The following is a 25,507-nucleotide window of genomic DNA, read 5'->3' on the forward strand; positions in this document are numbered from 1 at the left end:
TAGAAATGAGAAAATATATAATTATATCATTGTTAGTCATGATTTTAGGCTTGAGCAGTTCATGTTCAGGAGAGTTTGATCAAGTGGTTCCTAATACACAAAATGAATTTGACGATGTTTTCAAAGATATTAGTCGTACAAGTACGTTTTTAAATCCGGCCTATTCTGGAGTTAGAAATACCCCCTGGATTTCATTGGAGTATCATACTAATAATGCAGTTTCGGTAAATGGTGTTCAAAGAGAGGCTGCCTTTGGAGGGACTTCAGAATCATCACCTGTAAGTGGAGAATGGGGATCAGCAATGAACCAAATTTTTAAAATTAATGAGTATTTTAAGTATGGATTTGATATTACTTATGATCCATTGAATGAAGAGCGAGGTAAAGCATTAAAGCAACGACTTAGGGGTGAAGCTTTTGGTTTAAGAGCATATTATAAATGGGTATTATTGAAAAATTTTGCAGGCCCTTCGTCTGTTGATGGTTCCATGTTAGGTATTCCAATTATTGATGATTTACTAACCTTTGAAGAAGTGAATGATGTGCCTAGAAGTAGCTATATGGAAAGTTACCAAAGTATCAAGAAAGATTTAGATAGTGCTTATCAGTATATTGAAGTAATGCGCTATAATAATGGTATTGATGATATAGATGGAGAGCAACATGTTAGTCGAATTTCAAGAGAAATGATTTGGGCTTTAAGAGCTAGGTTAGATGTTTTTGCAGCAAGTCCAGCTTATAATCAAATATCTTGGGAAACTGCAGCTCAAACAGCTTATCAAGCCATAGAAGCCATTGATGGTTCTGTTTTAGGGCTTCAAGATTATGGAGACTTTAATGATTCTAAGAATTTAGATCATTTTTGGAGAAGATCGTATAGTAATGACGGGGATTTAGAGCGTGCTCATTTTCCTTTATCACTCTTTGGTAGAGGAGAGGCAAATCCTAGTCAGAATTTAATTGATGCTTTTCCAGATATTAATGGTTACCCTATTAATCATCCTAATTCTATTTATAATGGTGTTGTTCCTTATCAGAATAGAGATGGACGCTTTGAACGTTTTGTGTTTTACAATGGACAAAATGAATTTAGAAATGTTTTTATTGAAGTTTTTGATGGAGGAAATGATGCCAATGGCGGTATGCGTAAAAAATATACGCGTACAGGTTATTATATGAAAAAATATTTGAGTTCAAATATTAACTTTGATTCAGATCAAGCAGATTCAGATGGTAATGATATTAAAGTATATCCCATTTTTACAAGAGCTGGATTATATTTAGATTTTGCAGAAGCTGCTGTTGAAGCTTATGGTGTTAATGGTAAGGATGGTGCTATGTTGTTTTCTGCTAAAGATGTACTTCGAGCTGTTCGTGATAGAGCAGGGATTCAGAACGACCAGTATTTAGATGAAGCCGATGATTTTTTAAATAGTTTCATAGGTTTAATACATAATGAAAGACGCTTAGAGTTCGCTTTTGAAGGAGAATATTATTATGATGTAAGACGTTGGATGTTGCCTGTTAATGAGTTAAGTTTACCAGTGTTAGGAGTTAATGTAATAAAAAATTCAGATAGTTCATTTTCTTATGAAACAAAGGTGGTAGAGTCAAGAACGTTTTTAAATAGAATGTATTACAATCCAATACCTAGGAATGAAGTTTTAAAATCAAATGTTATCATCCAAAATGCAGGATGGTAACGGTAGAAAACAAATCGTTAAATATTATGAAAATTATGAAATATAAAAGTTGTTTGTTGTTAATGTTATTAGTTTTAATGGCGTTTTCATGTGATCCATATGATGATTATAAGGTTGATACTGTGGGATTTAAAGCGGTTTATTTTCCAAATAAGGATTTTATAGAAAAGACTGGGCGATCAATAATATCAGGAGAGGGACTTGAATTTAAAATAGGAGCTTACATTGGTGGTGTTAAAGAAAATACACAAGATGAGGAGGTCTTATTTGAAATAGATGAAACATTGTTAGATGGTACGGGGTACACCTTAATGCCGAGCAATTATTATACATTAGGTAATGAAAATAGAATAACTATACCAAAGGGTGAGTATCTAGGGCTGTTACCAGTAAAGTTTGATTCCTTGGCTATTGCGAATGATGAGTTGTTTAAAGATTTAAATTATGCCTTACCTTTAAGAATGGTTGAAAGCTCTGTAGATTCTATTCTAGAAGGAATGGGAGATATTGTAATACCTGTAAAACTAATTAATACTTACGAAGGTAATTTTTATCAAATTGGAAGTGTAAAGGAATTTTTTACAGTGACCAAAGTTTTAGACACAGCTTATGTTTATGGAGATTATGGAGATTTAACCTCAAACATTAGTATTAGAAACTTGAGTTCTATTATGATGGATACTGTTAAAGTTGATGGTGTTGCCAATAGAACAGGAGATAACTACTCTATGAAGCTTAAAGTAAACCCAGAAGATAATTCTGTAACCATAATACCAGACCCTAGTTCTGATTATCAAGTAGAAGAAAATGGTTTTAGTTTGTGGGATCCTGTGAAAAGAGTTTTTACCCTAAAGTATAAATATACTTATGAGGATAAGGATTTTGAAGTAGAAGAAACTTTAACCTTTCGAAACAGAATAAGAGATGGTCAAAATGAATGGAGATGGGAAGGCTTTGAAGGAAATTAAGGCTTGTAGCACTTTGTTAGAGAGGTGTGGTAGTAATCCATAATAAGCAAAACAAAAAAATATCGAGGGTGTACACGACACCCTCGATATTTTTTTGTTTTGCTACCCCAGTGCAATTAACTTCATAAAAAGGTTTTTTAAAACAATATAAGTTATACATGTAAATATATTAATCTTGCTAGGTGAAAAGTCAGAATATTTGGCACATTAAAAATACCTCATTTAAATTCGAAAACGAGAATATCGAAATTTTCTATTCAATTTAAGAACCCCACAACAAATATATACTGAACCTTTGGTAAGCAGTTGCTTACCGAGTTCGGAACCTTATTTTTAGTATTTGTTTCTCCTGATAGTATGGCAGAGCATTTATAACCCTATAAAGGCCTAATACACCGCCTAAAAGATGTTATAATAAATGTTTTATTTAAATTGGTTATTGTAATGGGTTTAGTTTTGGTTAATACCTGTTATTGAGTTTGAAGTGTTCTTGTTTTTGTTTCTTGGGCTTTTTTTAAAGACTATTTTGACTACATATACCTAGTTTTTAATTAGCTGGCAATACTTAATTTTTGCTCTTTTTTAGTTTAATGTGTATAGTAAATAATTTAGTGTTTTTAACTAAGGTCTGTTTGAATTTCACGTTCTGTATTTTCATATTTTTTTGAAAATTCAGTAGGAGACATATTAAAAACCTGTTTAAAACATTTACTGAAATATTTTGGGTCATTAAAGCCAGATTTGAGACATACTTCTGAAATTAGCAAACCTGAATTTTGTTTTATTATTTGAGCGGCTCTCTTCAATCTGTAATCTCGGATAAATTCATTGGCAGATTTTCCAGTTAAATGCTTAAGCTTTCTGTACAAACCGGAGTGACTCATGTTCATTTCTTTTATGAATAGATTGGCTGTGAATTCAGGGTTGTCAAAATTTTTATCTAAAACTTCGTAGGCATTTCTTATGAAAACATCATCAATTGAGTCTATATCTTTATTTTCTGGTACAAAATCAACTTTTGTTTTTGATTTGGCCGATATCTTTTTGTTTGTATCAATAATATTTGCAATTCTAGATTCTAAGAAATTGAAACTAAATGGTTTTTTAATATAATCAATAGCGCCAATACTTAATCCTTTAGCCTTGAACTCATCAGATGTCCATGCGCTTAGAAATAGGAATGGAATATGACTTGTTTTCTCATTGTCTTTTACCTGCTTGCAAAATTCAATCCCATCCATCACAGGCATTAAAGTGTCACTTAAAATAAGGTTAGGTAGATATTTTATGGCTTTGGCTAACCCTTCCTTTCCATTAGGTGCTTCTAATACTCTGAATTTTTCTGATAAAGAGTTAGCTAAATAAGATCTAATGTCAAAATCATCTTCTACTATTAAAACTCTTGGGGTGTCTTTGGTGTGTTTTGATTTTATCTGTATTTTGGGTTCTTCATCTTTGTTAAGATTTGTTGGTTTTAGTGGCGCTCTTTTTGGCACCATATTTTTTATGTTCTCGATATTATAAAATTCTTCTTTGATAGGAAGAGTGAAAGTGAATGTTGATCCAATATCTATTTCGCTTTTTACCGAAATTTCACCTAGGTGAAGTTTAACTAATCTATTCACATAGTCTAAGCCTATACCTGCACCATTAGGGTTTAATTGTTTTGCAGATCTCACTTGATAAAAACCTTCAAATATTTTGGATAATTTATCTTCGGGTATGCCAATACCATTATCTTTAACACTAATCACTATATAATTTTTTGTGTTATCAGAATAATTAAGGTGTATTGAAATAGTACCTTTTTTAGGTGTGAATTTAAAGGCATTAGAAAGCAAATTATAAATTATTTTTTCTACTTTGTCTTCATCAATATATCCGTTTATGATATCATGTTCCCTTACGAATTTAAATGTAATTTCATTTTGAATTGCAAATTCTTGAAAGGCACTTGCAGTATCCTCAATGCATGTAACAATGTTTTGGTCTGCTACTTGTAAACTTAGGGTGTCACCTTCAAGTTTGCTGATGTCTAATATTTGATCTACCAAACGTAATAATCTAAATACATTTTTGTTGATCAGTTTAAGAAAGTGATAATCTTTGTCTGTTTTGTCTTTTTTGTTTTTAATGAGCTGAGATATAGGATCTGAGATTAACGTTAGTGGTGTACGTAATTCATGTGATATGTAAGTAAAAAAACGAAATCGCATTTGATTAAAATCTTCTTCACTCTTAAGTTTTAGTCTTTGAAGTTCATTTTCATTTTTTTGTTTAGTACTTATAATAGTATATTTATTATAATAATAGACGAGAGTAACAAGAGTACACAGTATAAAAAATTTAAACCACCAAGTTGCATAAAAAGGAGGGGCTATAGAGATGTTTAATATTTTCTCACTAGCCTCAGAGGAAGTATTAATAACTTTAAGTTTGAGTGTGTAGTCTCCATGATTTAAGTTGGTAAATCCAACAGATTTAGAGGTTCCTATATTGACCCATTCGCCCATGTAGCCTTCAAGAATATACGCATATTTGTTTCCTCCTAACTTATTGAAATCTAATGCAGCAAATTCTAAGGAAAAGTCATTTTGATTAGATTTTAGAACTAAATTTTCAGTATTAGCTATACTTTTTTTTAGAGGTGATCCTTTAGTTCCCACACTTGCATCTTTATTATCTATTTTTAAAGATGATAGTACTATTCGGGGGTTTCTATGTTTTTTAAAAATACTATCGGGATGGAATATAATCAAACCTTTAGAGCCACCAAAACCAATACGGTTATCAGGTAATATGACCGATGCCTTTGGTTGAAATTGCTTGGTTGGAAGGTTGTGCCAATCTCCAAAGTTTTCAAAAGTTTCATCTTTTTTATTAAATTTCACTAAACCATTAAATGTACTCACCCAAAAGGAATTCATGTCGGTTGATACAATGCTAGAAACAAAATTACTTGATAAACCATTTTCTTCGGTATAAAAGGTAAATTGATTAGTATTCATGTTTAAATAGCCCATGCCAGCACCTTGGGAACCAAACCAGATACGATTATCATTTTCTTCTAAATGTACCTCACTTATTGGAAAGGAAATTAATTTTTCAGAATAAAAACTATCAAACTCTTCAGTTTTTGGGTTGAATATTGATATACCACCTATAGAGCCTAGAATCAAACGACCATCATTTGATAATTTTATATCTCTAATACCAATATTACCAAATCTTTTAAAATCGTTCGTTTTAGGATTATAAAGATTGAGTCCAGTTTGAGTGCCTATCCATAGATTATCAAGTTTGTCCTGAGCAAAGCAATAAATTTTATTATCACTAATACTGTTTTCATGTTTTGAACTATACTTGTAATGAATAAAACCGTTCTTCTGTTTGTTTAACACATTTAAACCACCCGAATAGGTGCCAAACCACATATTACCCTTACTGTCTTCAAATATAGAGGTAACGGTATTAAAGCTAAGCGACTCTGATTTTTTAGGATCATGTGAATAGGATGTATATTGTTTTGTTGTTTTATCATAGTAACTAATACCTCCCCAAGTGCCAAACCAGAGGTTCTCCTTAGAGTCAATAAATAAACTTCTAATTTTACTTTCAACGATACTATTCTTATCATGTACTTGATGACGAATGAGTTTGAATATATTGTTTTTAGAAGCGTTAAAACAAACACCTTCAGCATATGTGCCTACCCATAATATACCGTCTCTATCTTCATAAGCTGAATATATAGAATTGGTTGTCAAACTTTGTGGATGATTTGAATTGTGTTTTATGTTATCAAATGTGAAGTCTTTAGTTTTTAGTTTACTTAAACCACCTCCATTTGTAGCAATCCATAAATCTCCTTCAACGGTTTGATTTATATCAAATATTTCATCATGAGGAAGGTCGCTATTCTTTGTGTTGAATATACGGAATGAATTGTCAGTTTTGTTATATAGAGATATACCACCATCTAATGTTCCAATCCAAAGATTTCCATTTTTCGTCAAGGATAACGCCTTAACATAATTACCTGAGATAGAGTTAGGATTTGTGTCATCATGTTTGAAACTTGTAAAGTGTTCATTATTTTTATTAAGTACGTTTAATCCTCCAGTTGACCCTACAAATAAATAATCTTCACTGTTTGCTAGGGATAAAATATCAGAATTTGTCAATGAATTAATTCTCTTTGGGTTAGATCTATAGTGTTTTTTTATATCACCTTTTGAACTATACAACACTAATCCTTCCGATGTGCCTAGCCAAAATAAGGAGTCATTTTCTTTTTCAATTGAATTAACTCTAATCGGTACATTAAAGTTTTTAAACAAATCATAGCTAGTTACTTGATTTTTTATGGGGTTATACATTTTTAGACCATTATTTGTACCTATCCATAAATTATTATTATCGTCTTCATAGAGCGCTAGTATTTTTTTGCCTGTTAATACTTTTCTTTTCTCTACATTAAGATCTATGTATTTAATGTCGTAGCTATTGTACTTATTTAATCCATTGTCTGTTCCAAACCAAACATAGCCTGTTTTATCTTTTAAAATTGTATTTACTGTGTTTTGAGAAAGACCATCTGATGTAGTAATTGTATAAAAATCTTCAGAGGATGAATCATTGATATATTGAGCATGAAAGTTTAATATACAGAAAAAAGTAAAAAATGTTATAACTCTCTTTAGCATGATGGTTTAGTTTACAATCTAATTTAACAATAATAAGTTCTAAGTATGAATTAATACCAACTAAACAAAACTAACTTAGGGTGTTGTAAAATGAATAGTATAAGGAGTTGTGCCTTTAAGTATTAAATCGGGGTGAAAATTTACAAATTTTTGTTTTTCTGAACATTCTTTCTACTCATATTTATAGAGTTTGAACAATTTATATACCATTTATAGCATTGAGTCTACCTGTCATCCTTATTAAATCCTGTACTTTGATATTTATTTTTATTTGACTATCCGAATAGATGTAAATGTATGTGTGCAACATCTTAAAGTTAGTTAAAGAAATATATCGATAATGGAGTAATAATTAACTGAATTTTGATTTATCAAATGCTTAATATGAGGTTACGTTTATTTTATTTTATTTTAATAGGATTGTGTTGTTCTAATTCTGTTGAAGCTCAAAAAAGTTCTAGAAGGATTACTTCGGCTACATCAAGCACTAGCAGTATATATCACCAAACGTGGGTAGATTTTAATAAAAATGGAAAAAAGGATATATATGAAGATGCTTCACAGCATGTCGACAAGCGAATTGAAGATTTGTTGTCTCAAATGACATTGGAAGAAAAAAGTTGTCAGATGGCAACACTATATGGTTTTGGTAGAGTGTTGAAAGATGAGTTACCAACCCCTCTTTGGGAAAAAGAAATATGGAAAGATGGCATTGGTAATATAGATGAACAGTTAAATAATTTGGCCTATCATCCTAGATCTGTCACAGATAAAGCGTGGCCACCATCTAATCATTTAAAAGCTGTAAATGAAATTCAGCGTTTTTTTGTTGAAAAAACTCGACTTGGAATTCCTGTAGATTTCACAAACGAAGGCATTAGAGGCTTGTGTCATGAGAAGTCAACAAGCTTCCCATCACAAATTGGTGTTGGGTCAACATGGAATAAGGATTTAGTCAGTCAGATAGGTAGAATAACAGGCCAGGAGGCAAAATTGTTAGGATATAACAACGTATATTCTCCTATTTTAGATATAGCAAGAGACCCCCGGTGGGGTAGAACAGTAGAGTGTTATGGTGAAGACCCTTATCTAGTTGGAGAATTGGGTTATAATATGGTTAAGGCCATTCAAAAAGAAGGGGTAGTAGCAACCCCAAAGCATTTTGCAATTTATAGTGCACCAAAAGGTGGTCGTGATGGTCATGCTAGAACAGATGCTCATATTACGGAGCGAGAGTTATTTGCGTTATATCTTCACCCATTTAAACGAGCCATAAAAGATGCTGGAGCTTTGGGTGTTATGAGTTCCTATAATGATTATAATGGTGTTCCAGTGACCTCTTCAAGTTATTTTTTACAAGATATTCTTAGAGATGCTTGGGGGTTTAAAGGATATGTGGTGTCTGATAGTAGGGCAGTTGAGTTTATTGCGGATAAACACCACACTGCCAAGAATAGAAAAGAGGCTGTTCTGCAAGCTGTAAACGCAGGATTAAATATAAGAACAGACTTTACCATGCCAGAAGATTATATTTTACCTATTAGGGAATTGGTAAAAGAAGGTAAACTTTCCATGCAAACTGTTGATGATCGTGTTCGTGATATTTTAAGAGTGAAATTTTGGCAAGGTCTTTTTGATAAACCTTATGGGGATGAATTTGATAAAGCGGATAAGGTTGTATCTAATGATGAGTTTCAAAAGATAGCCTATCAATCGTCTTTAGAATCTATTGTTTTATTAAAAAATTCAGAGAATATGTTGCCTCTGGATTTTAATAAATACAAGTCAGTATTAGTTACGGGGCCAAATGCTAAGGCAATAAATCATTCTGTTAGCAGATACGGGCCATCAAATATCGAAGTGGTTTCTGTTTATGAAGGTATCAAACAAAAATTCCCAAAGCATGTTGAGGTTAAATATACCAAAGGATGTGATTTTTTTGATGCAAATTGGCCAGATAGTGAAATTTTAAAAACAGAGCCAAGTGATTCAGATCAAGAAGAAATAGATAAAGCTGTTGAAATGGCTAAAACGGTTGGCCTTGCCATTGTTGTGGTTGGTGATGATGAGGAAACTGTGGGAGAATCTAGATCTAGAACATCCTTAGAATTACCAGGTAATCAACAGCGGTTAGTTGAAGCAATTTATAGTACAGGTACGCCGGTGGTCATTGTTTTAATAAATGGAAGGCCCTTAACAATAAATTGGATTAATAAGTATGTTCCTGCGGTTGTAGAAGGTTGGTTTCAAGGAAAATTTGGAGGATCGGCAATTGCAGATGTATTAGTAGGTAATTATAATCCTGGAGGGAAATTGCCAATATCGTTCCCTAAAACAGTTGGTCAAATTCCTATGAATTTTCCGTCAAAACCAGGAGCACAGGCAGATCAACCAGCTAATGGGCCTAATGGGTCTGGAAAAACACGTGTCGGTGGGTTTTTGTATCCATTTGGTTATGGACTTAGTTATACAACATTTAAGTATTCAAACTTAAAGGTGAAGTCTCATATTAAAGACAGAAAAGGAGAGATTTTTGTTTCAGTAGATATTACAAATTCAGGTAAAGTTAAGGGAGATGAAATTGTGCAATTATACTTTTCAGATGAAACATCAAGTGTTACCGTATATGAGAAACAGTTACGTGGTTTTGAGCGAGTTTCATTAGGGCCTAGTGAAACAAAAACTGTAAACTTTGTAATAAATCAAGATGATTTATCACTTTACAATAAAAATATGGATTTTGTACTTGAGCCAGGTATATTCGAAATAATGGTTGGCGCGTCGTCTGAAGATATTCGCTTAAGAGAAAGCATTGAAATTAAAGGTTGTTCAGAAAGATAAATAAGGGTAAACGCTTAAGTTTTTTCATCTATATAAAACCCTAAGGCAAACAGTCATGTTAATACTTAAGCATAATTCCTTTTATATGTTGATAATAAAATTGATATAGCGAAGTAAATATTTAAATGATTAAAAAAAATGAAAAAAGTAATATTAATATTTGCAATAATTGTAAGTTTTGGTTCTAAAAGTTTCTCGCAAGAGCAAAAGTATGAGCCTACTTGGAAATCTATTGATAGCCGGCCAATACCTTCTTGGTATACCGATGCTAAATTTGGAATATTTATCCATTGGGGGCCATATTCGGTACCAGCCTTTTCAAAAGTTGGTGCATATTCAGAATGGTATTGGATGAATTTAGTCAATCCAGATAGGGTTAGTAATGGATATAACGAGACTAATGAATTTCATAATCGTGTGTATGGAGAAAACTTCACTTATCCCGATTTTGTGCCGTTGTTTACAGCAGATATGTATGATCCTGAACAATGGGCAGATATTTTTGAAAAGTCAGGAGCAAAATATGTGGTTTTAACCTCTAAGCATCACGATGGTTATACCTTATGGCCAAGTAAAGAGGCAGACAAATCGTGGGGAAGGCCATGGAGTTCAACTAATTCGGGGCCAGGTAGGGATTTGTTAGGAGAATTGACTACAGCAGTGAGAAAAACAAATGTTAAGATGGGAATTTACTATTCCTTATATGAATGGTTTAATCCCCTTTATACAAATGATGTAAACTTGTTTGTAGATAATCATATGATTCCACAGTTCAAGGACGTGGTTGAAAAATATGCACCATCACTTATTTTTACTGACGGAGAATGGGATTATCCTTATACTACCTGGAAGGCAACAGAATTATTGTCATGGTTATATAATGATTCAGCTAGTAAAAATGATGTCGTAATAAACGACCGTTGGGGAAAAGAAACTAGACATAAGCATGGTGGGTATTACACAACTGAATATGGTTCTGGGTTACCTAACGCTGATGTGCCTTGGGAAGAAAATCGCGGTATGGCACACTCATTTGGGTTTAGTAAAACGGAAAACTTTGAGGACTATAATTCAACACAGCAACTCCTTTATATGTTGGTTGATATTGTGAGTAGAGGCGGGAATTTTCTTTTAGATATTGGACCAACAGCCGATGGAAGAATACCTGTTATCATGCAAGAGCGTTTATTAGAAATGGGTGATTGGTTGGCTGTAAACGGAGAGGCAATCTATGGAACTACACTTTGGGAAAATACGTGCCAGTGGACCAAAGGTAAAGTTCAAGATGCTAAACGTGGACGTTATAAAGTAAAATATGACGTCATGAAATTAACTGTTAATCCTGACAAAGGTTTTGCAACAAAAGAAATTTTCTTTACAAAAAAGGATGATGCACTTTACGGCATCTGTCCAGTGTACCCTAAAGGACAATTGGTAGTAAAGGATGTGAGACTAAAATCTGGAGCTAAGGTAGAATTATTGGGTTATGATAAAAAATTAAGCTGGAAGCAAAGAGGAAAAAATATTGTTATTGAGGTGCCTGCGCTAACAGCTTCTGAGGTTCCATGTAATTACGCATGGACGTTTAAAATGTCTGGGTTAGCAAAATAAGTTTAAATAGTAGAATTCATGTATAGCAAAATCTTTGTAATACTATCTTTTTTGGCCTTTCTTATTGGCCAGAACAAAGATGAGCAGCCAGATGCCAAAAACGTTATGTCGGTTATGGAGAAAGTCGCTGATTGGCAGCTAGAAAATCCTACCGATAAAGCCCTTTGGGTTTGGGATTACGGTGCATTTTATTCAGGGCTATCAAGCTTTTATAAAGTAAATAAAGATCCTAAATATCTTAAAGCGATGTTTGAGGTTGGGGAAACTTACAAATGGGGTATTAGACCTCGCCCCTGGGATGCCAATGTTCTAGCTATTGGGCACATGTATCTCGATATGTATGAAATATCAGGTGACAAGGCTATACTTCACGATATTGAGTTTTGCTTAAATGCACATTTTGACAGGCATCCTAAACAACCCGATGTTACTTTTATGAATAATAAATACTGGTGGAGTTGGTGGAGTTGGTGTGATGCCTTGTTTATGGCGCCACCAACTTTCGCGAAATATGCTGAGGTAACAGGAGAAACCAAATACTTAGATAAAATGGACGAATTATGGGAGATAACTCATAATTATTTATTTGACACTACAGAGAATTTATATTATAGAGATGACCGTTTTTTTGAAAAAGAATCAAAAAATAGGAAAAAGGTGTTTTGGTCTCGTGGTAACGGTTGGGTTTTAGGTGGTTTGGTTAAAGTGATGGAAGCAATGCCCAAAGATTATAAAAATAGAGATTTTTACGAAGAAACGTTTAAAAAGATGTGTGCTGCGGTAAAGAATAGTCAGCATAAGAAAGGCTACTGGACAGCAAGTATGTTAGATCAAAAGGATTTTGAAGGTATTGAATCTAGTGGAACCGCTTTTTTTTGTTATGCTATAGCTTGGGGTATTAATAAGGGATACTTAGATGAAAAGGCGTATAAGTTGACTGCCTTAAAAGCTTGGGATGTATTAGTTAAATGTGTGCACCCTACAGGTAAAGTGGGTTATGTACAGCGTGTTGGCTACGGACCAGATTCGGTTTCCTATGATGATAGTGAAGAGTATGGTGCAGGAGCTTTTCTTCTAGCTGGTAGTGAAATCTACAAAATGGTTGCTAAATAGATAATAGATTTCATGAAAAGAAGACATTTTGTTAAAAATTCGCTATTGGCCATAGGAGCTACAGGGCTAGTGCCTTATGAAAGTTTGTTTGCACAAATTCAGAATGGAAATTTTAGGTTTAAAGAATTAACTTCCCAATCAATTTCAGAGTTTTGGTTTTTACTATTGCAATATTATCAGAGAAATTTATCGTCATCTAAAGCTTGGTTTACTGGTGAAGGTCCTCAAAAAAACTGGGGAGGGCAAGAAGATCCAGAAGGACCATTAAGAATGATGTTTGCTTTTGGGGGTTGGTTGTCAAATCCTGAAAGAAAATCTAAAGTTCGATATAACGGTGTTGAGATCGATATTCAAGACCTCTTTTTAGAAGCCGTAATTAATGGTACAGATCCGGGGTTAAAACAAGGTTGGAACCTTGAGGATAAATCAGCATGGATTTACCCCGTTGATGCTCCTAATGTTGGTTGGGCCTTGTGGTTGGCCAAAGATAGATTTAATTCTAAATTAAGTTTGCAACAGAAGAAACAAATTGAATCGTGGCTTAACGGGGTTAATTATAAAAAGCGGTACAACAATTGGGCACTTTTTGATGCTGTAAGATTAACAGCGTTAAAGGCAATGGATATGTCTTATGATGCGTCATTGCTTGAAGAAAGATTGGTTTTTAATGAAACCTTGTATAGAAGCGAAGGCTGGTATTCAGACCAAAACAACGAAAACGTTTTTGATGATTATAATAATTGGGTGTTTCATTCGCACCTGATGTATATTATGCTCATGGAAGGAGAGAACAGTAGACCCGAGTTTGCGGAATGGAAAAAGCGAACAAAAACATTTTTGACCAAGCAGGTTTATTTCTATGGTGCAGATGGCAGTTATCCTCATTATGGTAGAAGTCAATTGTATAAGTTTGCCCGTTTAGTATCTTTTATATTGGGTTATAAACTAGGATTGGTTTCAATACCTACGGGGCAACTCAGACGTTTAATTAGGCTTCATTTTAATTATTATTTAGGTAATGGTGGGGTTAATCCGGAAACAGGAAAAGTTGAACAAAAAATATCTGGAAATGCAAGTCACGCCTCTAGAGAATTTTATAGCGCCCCTGGCTCTGTCTATTGGTGTACAATGTCAATTGGTGCCTTGTTTTTATTAGAAGATGATGACCCTTTATTTGCGGTTAAAGAATCTCCATTGCCCATAGAAATTAATAGTTATGATATTATAGAACAAGTGCCAAATTGGGTGGTTCATGGTAAAAAGAAAACAGGGCATACCATTTTATATAGAACAGGACCTCATAAAAAAAATATACAGAAATTAAGTGAAGATCTTGAATTAAACTACGCAAGTAAGTATAGAAGATTTGCGTATCATAGTCATTTAGGGTATTGTACAGGTAGGAGTTGTGATAATATGCTTTACCTAAAAAATGGTAATGAAACTGGTTCAGAAATTTATCTTCCAATCCACATTACATCAGACGTCTTTAAGGTTAATGGGGTGCCAATTTTAAGAGGTGTTTATAAATATACAATTGAGAATGCAACGGTCATTATAAGTACCATTATTATAGTTAAAAGTGAAATACATTTAAGGTTTCATAAAGTGCTTTCTGGTTCAAATAATGAAAATATTTATATTGATGAAGGTGGGTACGCTTTAGGGAGAACAGAGTTTGATCGTATCAATACGCAATCAAAAAATGATTATGCCTGTATTTCAAATAAAAATGGTATGAGCTTCATTAAAAGCATTAAGGGATATGATCAAATTAAGGTCTCGGACTTTGGGTATGAAGGAAAACAAAAATCACATACCTTATTTCCGTATGGAGCATTACCTTACGTGACCGTAAGTAAACCTGTTAAAGATAATGATGTTTATGGACTTATGGTTAAAGGGTCTGCTAAACATTTTTCACAAAAAAAAGCTACTAAAATCATTAGAGATTTAAGTGTCAATAATTCTAAAATTTCTATTACCCTCAACGATGAAAATGTTATTGAAACTTTATTCTTAGAAGCTCATTAGAATCAATAGCCTCAATTTTTAGTGATTTTCAGTTACACCTTTCTTTCGGAAAGAAGTAGGAGAAACGCCCATAACTTTTTTGAATACCCGCGTAAAATAATATGTGTCTTCATAGCCAACAGACGCAGCAATTTCATAAACCTTTAATGAACTGTAGTCAAGTAAATAACAAGCTCGTTGCATTTTAAGAAAGATAAAATGTTCTATGGGTGTATGTAGCGTTCTTTTTTTAAACAGCAAACAAAAATGAGAAACAGATAACTCGGAATATGAAGCAATAGTTTCTACGTCAAGTTTCTTGTTCAGGTTATCTCTCATATATTTTATGGCTTTAGATATAGGATCTTTGCCTTTAACTAGTTTAGATTTTCTAAAAAGAGAAAAATACTTTAATGACCCCAAGAGAGCGGTAAGTAATACGTTGCTATATTCAATATTGTTTGTAAAATGTCCTTCTTCTAGTGTGTAGAAAATGTCTTCAAATAATTTAACCCTATCACTCATTTTAGAGTTCTCGAGAGTATATAGCTCTCTTGGGTAATTATTTGGATTAACAAAGTGATCTGCATGATTACCATTAAAATGTAACCAGTAAATAGACCACGGATTCAAGTCATTGGCTCCATATTTATGTGGTTCTAACTTTGGAATAATAAAGTATTGATTATTCTTTAAATGGTACTTTTTACCTTTAATTTCAATCCAACCAGATCCATCAATGCAAAATATAAGAATATATTCTAAACAACCTTCCTTTCGTTCGCGATAATGAAATTGCGCTTTAGGAAAATAGCCAATGTCTGTAACATATAAATGCTTAGCAATAGCGTTTTTTTTAATTTTTTTTATTGCTTTTTTATGTAAGACTAGCATCTTTTGCCCCTTAAATGTGTCCTTTTTGTAATGTCGACTCATAGTAACATAAGAATATAATGCATTAAATTATTAAAAATCATCTAAGCTATAATTTAGTAAATCTATTTGATTATAAATTCTAAATGTGTTCAAAATAATGCTGTAAGTTATTTATTGTTTTTAATTATATACAAATGCAGTTGCATTAAATCTAATATGTCTTGGAGGACTTTTATTGAAAGCATTGTATTTATGTTACTTGGTATAAGGCAACAAAGAGGTCAATAAATAGGTTTTCGGAAAAAGAAAATCAACCTCAACTGACCAATATATTATAGATGTTAGTGAAATTAAATGAACTTAAAGGTCTCTGTCTTTTTAAAGATAGTTTTAAAACCCATATATCGAGTATAAAAAAGTATTTCTTTAAAAATTAAAAAATTTTTTATGGTTTAGAGAAATAAAATCTTGCTTTATGCATTAACCGCTAATTATAGAGCTTCGTAAATATATAATATGCATTTGTGATTTAAAGAAAAATTTTATGCTATTTTAAAATGGAGCGTATTTGCATAGTAACCTAGGGAGAGGGCATATCATAACAGGGAAGCTTTAATTGTGTAAAGCATACGTAATATCTTATTGTATAAATCTTTTTGTTAAACTATGCTTGACCAATCTAGGGTTAATAAAAAAATAAGATTAGAAAGAAACAAAATATGAATACAATACAAATGGGTAAACCCATATTCTGAATATCACTGAGATCTACTTTTTTACAAGGGGGAAGGATAAAAAGTTTGTTTGAGGAACAAATTGACTATCTACATAGAGAAATATGTCTACTTGAAAAGTGTGATTTGTATTTAACTTTGAAAGGATAGCTTTGGTCATGCTTTATCAATAGGGTGAGTTAATATAACCATGCTCAGGTTTTGTTGGTAGAGTTTTAGTGAATCTAATTAAATGTATAGGCTAAGGTAATATGATGATGTCATTACAAAATGATTAAATTAATAATGTCTGGCTCTGTGCATCAAGAAGCCATAACTAAACTAAAAATACTAATGCGTAAAAAGAAATACTCATATACAATTTTAATTTTATATTTTATATTATCAAGTTATGCTAGTGCTCAAGTAACAGAAATTTTTGTTTCTGAAGCAGGTAGTGATAGTAATACAGGGAGCGTAGATAGTCCTCTAGCCACAATAATTGGCGCGCGAGATAGAGCCAGGATTACAGGTGCTAAAAGAATATGGATTCGAGGAGGAAGATATAACTATGATGCCACTTGTAACCTTGATAGTCAAGATAGTGGTCTAAAAATTAGCGGCTATAATGATGAATTGGTGATTTTTGATGGAAGCAAGTTTATAGACCCAGAGGGGTTTACCGATGTTGTAGATCCAGTTTTACTTGGTAAACTGCATGCTAGCGCAGCGAGTCCAGGACGTATAAAGTCTACTGTAGTTACTGATAACCAGATTATAGCATTATTAACAAAATCAACTGCTCAAATTTCAATAAATGATAAAATGAAAACCTTAGCTAGGTTTCCAAATCTTGGATATGCTACCTTTAATAATAATACAATCAATACAAGCGGTGAGGTAACATGGAATGCTTCGAAAACACATTTGGGAGATTATTCCAATCCCAAAGGGGGAGCGTTTAGATTGTTAGAAACGTCACCAGACTTTTCTAAATGGAGTGCAGAAGCTGCGAGAACAGAAAGAGTAGGAGTTCGAGGGTATTTTACAGCTGTTTGGTTAAAAGAAACTAACAGGGTTTTTTCGGTAGCATCTGGTAGTGGGGAGATTAAATTAGTAGATGGTTCTAGGTATGGGCTTGCTAGTGGAGGTGCCAATAGTAAGATAAGGCGTGTTTTTATTTATAATATGCTATGTGAATTAGATGAGCCTGGGGAATGGTATTTTGATACTGATGATAACAGGTTATATGTTTGGTTTGATGAAATTTTAGATGCATCTACTAAGATAGGCGTTTGGGCAGGACCTCAACTTTTTCAAATTAATAATGCCAACGACATTACAATAGAGAAAATAACCATTCAAAATGTAGGAAGTGGTAATAATGGTGATGGTGCAATAAACGTGGAGGGTGCAAGTGATAATATTAGAGTGGCTGGAGTACGTTTTAGGTTTATTGCTGAACCAATCACTGCCTTAAATTTTTGGCATGATGTCTCTAATAGTAAGGTTTTAAGCTGTGATTTTTATGATATTCCAAATGCAACAAGGTTGTATGGTGGTGGCAATAAGCCAACTAAATCTAGTCCCCCAGGAAATAATAGTATTGAAAATTGTCACTTTACTCAAGTTTTTTCAAAGGACTTTTACGGTAAAGCATGTGGTGTAAACGGTAAGGGTAATAAGTTTATAAATAATTTAGTGCATAATATGAATGGGCAGCCCATAACCCATAGCGGTTTCAATCATACTTTTGAAAGAAATGAAATTTTCAATGTAGGTATTGAAGAAGGGGATGGTGGGGCTATTTATACAGGTAATGCTGTTTGGACTTATGGAAATACTTTAAAGCATAATTTTGTGCATCATCTTATGAGTGTGCCTTCTTTATTGGGTAGAGCTGCGTTTTTTTCTGATGACGTGGATGGCGGAGAAACAATAGAAGAAAATGTATTTTACAAAGCAGGATGGGAAACTATTAAAACAAATAAAGGAGCTGGTCATGATGTACTTAGAAATGTTGTTTTGGAGTCTTATACAGGCATAAGAAGTGGAACTTCAATCTCAACCTATAACACAGCTATGGATTATTTAACAACTAATCCGGTGTCAAATGATAAGAGTAATTATATAGGACGTATGTTGAAGGACATAGGCTTGTCAAATTGGCAAACTAACCTAACCGTCGATAATTGGAATACGAAAATAGATCCCGATTGGTTTAATTTATACCCTCGATTCCAAAATGTTATGAATGCTTATATTACTAATAAGAAGTTTAGTGACTACAGGTGTTATTACACAGGAAACATGTTTTTTGGTAGCAAAAATGTTGATATTCAAAAAGGCGATGCGGCTAGTGTTTCAGGAAGCCAATCCATTACATTAAGTCTTTTTGAGGACCCGAACAGTTTAAGTTTTAAGTTTAAGGAGCCACGACCAGCTTATGCTCCTAGTATTCCGTTTCAAAATATAGGACTTTATCTAGATGATTATCGATGTGCTGTGCCTAATAAGAATATTTATAGGCGTAATATTAAGTTGCGTTTTGATGGTCAAGATGCTCATAACCCTAGTGCTAGTTATAATTATAATACCATTAATGATCGATTATATTATAATACCGGAGTAATGGTTTATGCAACGATTCCATGTGCTAATATATTACCTGAAATTTCTGAAGCTATTGAATATTTATTTGATTTAGGTACACCGTCATCTGTTGTGTTTACTGACTATACAAGAGTTTCAGATATTACCACTGGAATTAATTTTGGATGGGTAGATTCAACCGGACTGGAGTCTTTAGACAGAGGTGCAGAGCCTGGTGTTAACGCATTAAATAGAGACTTTGTGACTTCTGCCGATGCGAAAGTGTTTGAAGCAAGGGTGGTAGATGGTAATTGGAAGGTTGTAATCACCTTGGGCGACAAGGAGATTGCACGTGATAATATGCAAATAAAGGCCGAAGGTGTTGTTCAGAAAACGGGTATAAATAGAGATGCTAAACAGTTTTTGAATGAAGTTTTTGATGTGGATGTTATAGATGGAAAATTAACACTTGAGTTTTCAGATGAAGGAGGCACTGATCCGAATTGGGTAGTGACAAGAATAAAAGCTACAAGAAATGGCGATGCACTAATGATACCTGAAAATCAAGGAGACTTAAATCTAGTTCAGATTTATCCCAATCCAGCAGAGACATCACTATATATCAATTTAGAAGGGGTGTTCAGAAATGATAAAGTTGATATTGATATTATTGATAATTTGGGAAGAATAATATTATCCCGAAAAAGTATGGATTATGATAGGAGTATTGATGTGAGTAATTTTTCTCGTGGTATTTATTATATCAAGTTAAAATTGGAGAATCAAACAACAATAAAAAGATTTATTAAGCAATAACGTGACACCGTTAGATGTGTTTCTTTGTTATGGAGCGTTCTTTTAAGTTAGTAAAGAAAAGCTTTTTTGGTCTTAGCAGAATTTATACAAGGTTTCTTGGCTGGCTATTGACTATTATTAGCGTTTGGTTTGAGTGTGTTCTGTTCAATCTATTTGTTTTTATAAAACTATATTCATGGAGAAATAAGAATATAATCCATTAAATCCATAATATCATCTATTTTTTGAAGTTGTAAATGTATGTAATTTTACAACAATTCTATTTCATTTTAATTTTGAGTTGCAGATGGTGAGTCTTAATCAAGGTGTAATGTCTTTAGAGGTTTAGTTTTATTTCTTGCATGGTAGTTTAGTTTGAAATAAAGATATCTAAGTAAAATAATCATTTATTAGTAATAAAAATGGAAGTAAAAGTTTGGTCTGAAAAAGTAGTAATACCAACATATGAAGTTGGTTCGCCTGAAAAGAATCCAATTTTTTTAGAAAAAAGAATTTATCAAGGAAGTAGTGGTAAGGTATATCCTTATCCTGTTGTGGAAAAAATAAGCGATGAAAAAATAGATAAAGAATGGATTGCTTGTTATCTAGAAAACGACTACATAAAGATTATGATATTGCCAGAGCTTGGAGGAAGAGTTCAAATGGCTTTTGATAAAATAAAAAACAGGCATTTTGTCTATCATAATGAGGTTATAAAACCCGCTTTGGTTGGTTTAACAGGACCGTGGATTTCAGGAGGTATTGAGTTTAATTGGCCACAACACCATAGACCTAGTACTTATAGTCCAGTAGATTTTTCTATCGAGGAACACGAAGATGGTAGTAAGACCGTTTGGTGTAGTGAAATAGAACGTATGTCTAGAACAAAGGGTATGGCAGGTTTTAGATTATATCCAAACAAAGCTTATTTGGAAATTAACGCAAAATTGTACAATAGAACTTCCCAGCCACAAAGTTTTTTATGGTGGGCAAATCCGGCTGTTGCGGTAAATGATGACTATCAATCTGTGTTTCCCCCTGATGTAAATGCCGTTTTCGATCATGGAAAAAGAGACGTGTCAGAGTTTCCAATTGCTAAAGGTGAGTACTATAAGTTTGATTATTCTCCAGGTACTGATATTTCGCGCTACAAAAACATTCCCGTTCCAACGTCATACATGGCCATAAAATCTAATTACAACTTTGTTGGTGGTTATGAACACGATTCAAGAGGCGGCTTGCTTCATGTAGCAAATCATCATGTGTCCCCTGGGAAAAAACAATGGACATGGGGTAGTGGCGATTTTGGTAAAGCCTGGGATAGAAACCTCACAGATGAGAATGGTCCGTATATTGAATTGATGTGCGGTGTCTATACAGACAATCAACCTGATTTTTCTTGGCTAATGCCGTATGAGGAAAAAACATTTACTCAGTATTTTATGCCTTACCAAGATTTAGGTGTCATAAAAAATGCCTCCAAAGATGCTATGGTTAACTTGGAATTTTTAGGGGAATTGATGGCATTTAAAGTATATAGTACAGGTGTTTTTAAGAATGCGACTGTTAAAATTACTTACAAAGGAAAGGTTTTATTTGAAGAGGTTACCAATTTAAAACCAGCAAGCGTATATAGTAATGAGATTAGATTTGATAAGAATTTAGATAAAAACGGTTATCAAATATCTGTCCGCTCAGAATCTGGGATTACCTTAATTGATTGGAAGGTTGAAACCCAAAATGAGGCTGAAATTCCTGAGGCGGCAAAACCAGCTAAAGATCCAAAAGCGATTGAGACTAATGAGGAGCTATATTTAAACGGTTTGCATTTAGAGCAGTATAGGCATGCAACATATAGTCCAATACCTTATTATAAAGAAGCATTACGCAGAGACCCAGAAGATATTAGATGTAATAATGCTCTGGGATTGTGGTTATTAAGAAATGGTCAATTTGAAGCTTCTAAAAGCTATTTTCAAAAAGCATATGAACGACAGATTTTAAGAAACCCTAACCCTTATGATGGAGAACCTCTATTTAATTTAGGATTGTCATTAAAGTACCAAGGAAAGCTAGAAGAAGCTTATGATGCATTTTACAAATCTGTTTGGAATTCGGCCTATATGGATTCGGGGTATTTTCAAATAGCCTTACTCGATACGAAAAAAGGAGATTATACTTCAGCATTAGATACTGTTGATAGATCCTTAGTGCGGAATTGGCATAATCATAAAGCTAGACATTTAAAAGTCGCCATACTTAGAAACCTGAGTAGAACAAGTGAAGCATTAGCTTTAATAAACGATTCCATAACATTAGATAAGTTTAATTTCGGGATGTATTTTGAATCGTACCTTTTAGGAAATGTAGAAGCAATTGATCCATTAAAAAGTTTAATGCGCATTGATATTCATAATTATATTGAAATTGCATTAGACTATGCTGATGCTGGCCTTTACAGCGAGGCCATCGAGTTACTTGATCTCGGTATCGGTCAACAAGACGTAATATATCCAATGGCGTTATATTACAAATCATGGTTTCTAAATCTGTCTGGTAATATTGAAGAGGCAGTAAAAACCATTGAAGCGGCTGAAAAGTGTGATCCTAGCTATTGCTTTCCCAATAGATTAGAAGCAGTTCTGGCGTTAAATAATGTAATTAAATTAAATCCAAAAGTATCCAAAGCACCTTATTATTTGGGTAACCTGTGGTACAATTTTAGGCAGTATGATGAGGCCATAACTTCTTGGGAGTTATCAGTTACAAATTTTGCTGGTTTTCCAACGGTTCAAAGAAATTTGGCTTTAGCTTATTACAATAAGTTAAAGGATGCAAATAGAGCATTTGAATTTATGGAAAGAGCATTTAATTTAGACCAATCTGATGCTAGAGTTTTTATGGAATTAGATCAATTGTATAAATTGCTTGGCAAAGCTACAGATTTTAGAATAGACATGTATCAAGCCCATAGTGAATTAGTTTACCAAAGAGACGATTTATACATTGAATATGTATATCTACATATTTTGACAAAAGATTATCTAAAAGCCTATAATTTGTTAAAAAATAGAATTTTTCATCCATGGGAAGGAGGCGAAGGCAAAGTTACTACAGCTTATGTTAATAGTTTACTAGGACTTGCGCAGGAGGCCTATAATAAAGAGGATTACAAAACTTCAATTAAATATTTGCAAGAATCTAAAGTGTTTCCACATAATCTTGGAGAAGGCAAACTAACAGGAGCTCAAGAAAATGAAATTGATTATTATTTAGGCTGTGCCTACGAAAAATTAGGTGAGACTGAACAATCAAATTTCTATTGGACTTTGGCTTCTGAAGGTTTAAGTGATCCTGCAATTGCTTGGTTTTATAACGATCAACAACCAGATACAATCTATTACCAAGGGTTGGCATTATTAAAATTGAATAATCCTGAGGCAGCTCATTCTAGATTTGATAAATTAATTAACTTCGGAAAAACACATCTAAATGATGACATAAGAGTCGATTATTTTGCGGTGTCTTTACCAGATTTAATGGTTTGGGAAGAGGACTTGAATAAAAAGAATAAGGTGCATTGTAATTACATGATGGCATTGGGGAGCAAAGGGAAACAAGATTTTGATAGTGCGACCAAATATTTTAGTGCTGTTAAGCAATTAGAAGAGCACCATCTTGGTGTTGCGAAAAACGAAATTCTAGAAAATCAAGACTAAAAATTTAATTTATGGCTAACACAGCATTCAATTATAAATACATAACGGCTATATCTTTAGTGTCAGCCTTAGGAGGGCTTCTATTTGGGTATGATTGGGTTGTTATTGGAGGGGCTAAGCCTTTTTATGAACAGTTTTTTCAAATAGCAAACAATTCTTCGATGCAGGGCTGGGCAATGAGTAGTGCCTTATTAGGCTGTGTTTTAGGTGCTGTTCTTTCTGGTTTTATTTCTGATTTACTGGGTAGAAAAAAATCACTCATTATAGCATCGGTTCTATTTACCATTTCAGCCTTAGGGACGGGTTTAGCGGATAACTTTAGTTTTTTTATTATCTATAGAGTTATAGGTGGTATTGGTATTGGGTTGGCTTCAACTATATCTCCCATGTATATTGCCGAGGTTGCTCCAGCTAAATTTAGAGGAAGATTTGTATCTATAAATCAGCTTTCTATTGTTATTGGTATTTTGGCGGCTCAAATTGTAAACTGGTTAATAGCAGAGCCCATTCCTGAATCTGTTTTACCTGAAGAATTGCTGCACTCATGGAATGGACAAACCGGTTGGAGGATTATGTTTTTAGCCGAATTGGTTCCTGCCATTTTATTTTTTGTTTTGATGTTTTTAATACCTATGAGCCCGAGGTTTTTAATTAAGTTTAATAAGGAAGAAAAGGCACTAGCGGTTTTAAAAAAGATTGGCGGTAATAATTATGCTTTTGAAGAACTAAATAGTATCAAATCCACATTTCAAAACTCAGGTGCTGAAAAGCCTTCGTTATCTGATTTTAAAAGTTCTAAGGTTAAGCGAATACTAATTATAGGTCTGGTACTTGCTGTTTTTCAACAATGGTGTGGTATTAATATTATTTTTAATTATGCACAAGAAATTTTTACGGCGGCCGGTTATAGTGTTGGTGATATGTTGTTTAATATTGTAATTACGGGAAGTGTAAACTTAATATTCACTTTAGTTGCTATGAAAACTGTAGATAGTTGGGGACGTAGAAAACTAATGCTTTTGGGGTCTTTAGGACTTGCTATTGTTTATTTAGTTTTAGGGACTACATATTATTTTGAATTTAAAGGACTACCAGTACTTATTTTAGTGATTACGGCAATTGGTATATACTCTATGTCTTTGGCTCCAATTACATGGGTGGTTCTGTCTGAGATTTTTCCTAATAAAATAAGAGGAATTGCTATGTCCTTAGCAACATTTGCCTTATGGATAGCTTGTTTTATGTTAACTTTTACATTTCCTCTTTTAAATGAAGCTTTAGGTGCTTATGGAACTTTCTATATATATAGTGGTATATGTGTTTTAGGGTTTCTGTTTATTTTGAAAAAATTACCAGAAACAAAAGGGAAGACTTTAGAAGAAATAGAAAATGAAATCTAAATAATATTGTATTTTCAATAATAGATATGAAATTTTTTTTGCTGTGACTATTATTTAAATTACGAGAGTAAGACCTAGTTTCGATGAGGTTTTTGGTTGAAGAATAATATGAGAACAGGAAAGATATAAATAATAAACAAGGAAATTAAACATTAGTTTTTAAGGTCTTTAAGTCAAATTAAGGTTGATAGAATCGTGTAAAATATAAGACCAGATTACGGTTCAAGGATGTGTTTTTTTTGAAACTTCAATACTATTATTTTTAGCCTCTCTTTTTAGTAAATTTGGATAAAATTGATTCGCTACAGGATAAATTTTGTCTAATCTTAATAGTTAATACCTTCTAACTTTGTAAAACAATTAATGAATATCTATAATGAAGAAAAAGGATTTGGCTCATTTAGAAGAAGTCTCCTTTGCTAATTATGAATTATTTAATTTTAATAAAAGAGAGAGT

Annotated in this window: 11 protein-coding genes; 9 read left to right on the plus strand and 2 right to left on the minus strand. The window is 33.1% G+C overall.

What is annotated here, in order from left to right; translation table 11 throughout:
• Positions 1–5: 5 nt before the first annotated feature.
• A complete protein-coding gene (locus KFZ70_RS09780) occupies positions 6–1,703 on the plus strand; it encodes a RagB/SusD family nutrient uptake outer membrane protein (RefSeq protein WP_139695548.1) in 1,698 nt (565 codons plus the stop codon).
• 62 nt (positions 1,704–1,765) lie between these two features.
• Positions 1,766–2,671, plus strand: a complete 906-nt coding sequence (locus KFZ70_RS09785; protein WP_158293180.1) for a BT_3987 domain-containing protein — start codon at positions 1,766–1,768, stop codon at positions 2,669–2,671.
• 617 nt (positions 2,672–3,288) lie between these two features.
• On the opposite strand, the gene KFZ70_RS09790 is transcribed toward KFZ70_RS09785, so the two are convergent.
• Positions 3,289–7,377: a two-component regulator propeller domain-containing protein gene (locus KFZ70_RS09790; protein ID WP_139695544.1), complete on the minus strand. Its 4,089-nt coding sequence runs from the start codon at positions 7,375–7,377 to the stop codon at positions 3,289–3,291.
• 384 nt (positions 7,378–7,761) lie between these two features.
• Between KFZ70_RS09790 and KFZ70_RS09795 the strand changes: the two genes are divergently transcribed.
• The 4 genes from KFZ70_RS09795 to KFZ70_RS09810 all read left to right on the plus strand — a co-directional run bounded on the left by KFZ70_RS09795 (position 7,762) and on the right by KFZ70_RS09810 (position 14,976).
• Entirely contained in the window at positions 7,762–10,218 is a 2,457-nt protein-coding gene (locus KFZ70_RS09795) for a glycoside hydrolase family 3 N-terminal domain-containing protein (RefSeq protein WP_139695543.1), read from the plus strand.
• A 138-nt stretch (positions 10,219–10,356) separates the two neighbouring features.
• Positions 10,357–11,829, plus strand: coding sequence for an alpha-L-fucosidase (locus KFZ70_RS09800; RefSeq protein ID WP_139695540.1), 1,473 nt, complete (start codon positions 10,357–10,359; stop codon positions 11,827–11,829).
• Positions 11,830–11,847: 18 nt separating this feature from the next.
• Positions 11,848–12,942, plus strand: a complete 1,095-nt coding sequence (locus tag KFZ70_RS09805) for a glycoside hydrolase family 105 protein (RefSeq protein ID WP_139695538.1) — start codon at positions 11,848–11,850, stop codon at positions 12,940–12,942.
• A 12-nt stretch (positions 12,943–12,954) separates the two neighbouring features.
• On the plus strand, positions 12,955–14,976 hold the full coding sequence (locus tag KFZ70_RS09810) for a DUF2264 domain-containing protein (RefSeq protein WP_139695536.1): 2,022 nt from the start codon (positions 12,955–12,957) through the stop codon (positions 14,974–14,976).
• A gap of 18 nt (positions 14,977–14,994) precedes the next feature.
• Here KFZ70_RS09810 and KFZ70_RS09815 read toward each other — a convergent pair whose 3' ends face one another.
• On the minus strand, positions 14,995–15,891 hold the full coding sequence (locus KFZ70_RS09815; protein WP_139695534.1) for an AraC family transcriptional regulator: 897 nt from the start codon (positions 15,889–15,891) through the stop codon (positions 14,995–14,997).
• A 944-nt stretch (positions 15,892–16,835) separates the two neighbouring features.
• On the opposite strand from KFZ70_RS09815, the gene KFZ70_RS09820 reads away from it, so the two are divergent.
• From KFZ70_RS09820 to KFZ70_RS09830, 3 genes are all read left to right on the plus strand, one after another.
• On the plus strand, positions 16,836–19,952 hold the full coding sequence (locus tag KFZ70_RS09820) for a T9SS type A sorting domain-containing protein (protein WP_139695532.1): 3,117 nt from the start codon (positions 16,836–16,838) through the stop codon (positions 19,950–19,952).
• A gap of 401 nt (positions 19,953–20,353) precedes the next feature.
• Positions 20,354–23,650 carry a DUF5107 domain-containing protein gene (locus tag KFZ70_RS09825; protein WP_139695530.1) on the plus strand — a complete coding sequence of 1,099 codons (3,297 nt, stop codon included), beginning with the start codon at positions 20,354–20,356 and terminating at the stop codon, positions 23,648–23,650.
• A gap of 11 nt (positions 23,651–23,661) precedes the next feature.
• The gene (locus tag KFZ70_RS09830) at positions 23,662–25,050 is read left to right on the plus strand and encodes a sugar porter family MFS transporter (RefSeq protein WP_139695528.1); all 1,389 of its coding nucleotides are present in this window, start codon (positions 23,662–23,664) and stop codon (positions 25,048–25,050) included.
• Positions 25,051–25,507: the final 457 nt, after the last annotated feature.

This window comes from Allotamlana fucoidanivorans, assembly GCF_045788535.1.
Lineage (GTDB): Bacteria > Bacteroidota > Bacteroidia > Flavobacteriales > Flavobacteriaceae > Allotamlana > Allotamlana fucoidanivorans.

Bases quoted from the DNA above. Each gene is read 5' to 3' on its own strand.
- KFZ70_RS09800 (WP_139695540.1), top strand. From the start codon at position 10,357: ATGAAAAAAGTAATATTAATATTTGCAATAATTGTAAGTTTTGGTTCT.
- KFZ70_RS09795 (WP_139695543.1), top strand. From the start codon at position 7,762: ATGAGGTTACGTTTATTTTATTTTATTTTAATAGGATTGTGTTGTTCT.
- KFZ70_RS09780 (WP_139695548.1), top strand. From the start codon at position 6: ATGAGAAAATATATAATTATATCATTGTTAGTCATGATTTTAGGCTTG.
- KFZ70_RS09825 (WP_139695530.1), top strand. From the start codon at position 20,354: ATGGAAGTAAAAGTTTGGTCTGAAAAAGTAGTAATACCAACATATGAA.
- KFZ70_RS09810 (WP_139695536.1), top strand. From the start codon at position 12,955: ATGAAAAGAAGACATTTTGTTAAAAATTCGCTATTGGCCATAGGAGCT.
- KFZ70_RS09805 (WP_139695538.1), top strand. From the start codon at position 11,848: ATGTATAGCAAAATCTTTGTAATACTATCTTTTTTGGCCTTTCTTATT.
- KFZ70_RS09785 (WP_158293180.1), top strand. From the start codon at position 1,766: ATGTTATTAGTTTTAATGGCGTTTTCATGTGATCCATATGATGATTAT.
- KFZ70_RS09790 (WP_139695544.1), bottom strand. From the start codon at position 7,377: ATGCTAAAGAGAGTTATAACATTTTTTACTTTTTTCTGTATATTAAAC.
- KFZ70_RS09830 (WP_139695528.1), top strand. From the start codon at position 23,662: ATGGCTAACACAGCATTCAATTATAAATACATAACGGCTATATCTTTA.
- KFZ70_RS09820 (WP_139695532.1), top strand. From the start codon at position 16,836: ATGATTAAATTAATAATGTCTGGCTCTGTGCATCAAGAAGCCATAACT.
- KFZ70_RS09815 (WP_139695534.1), bottom strand. From the start codon at position 15,891: ATGAGTCGACATTACAAAAAGGACACATTTAAGGGGCAAAAGATGCTA.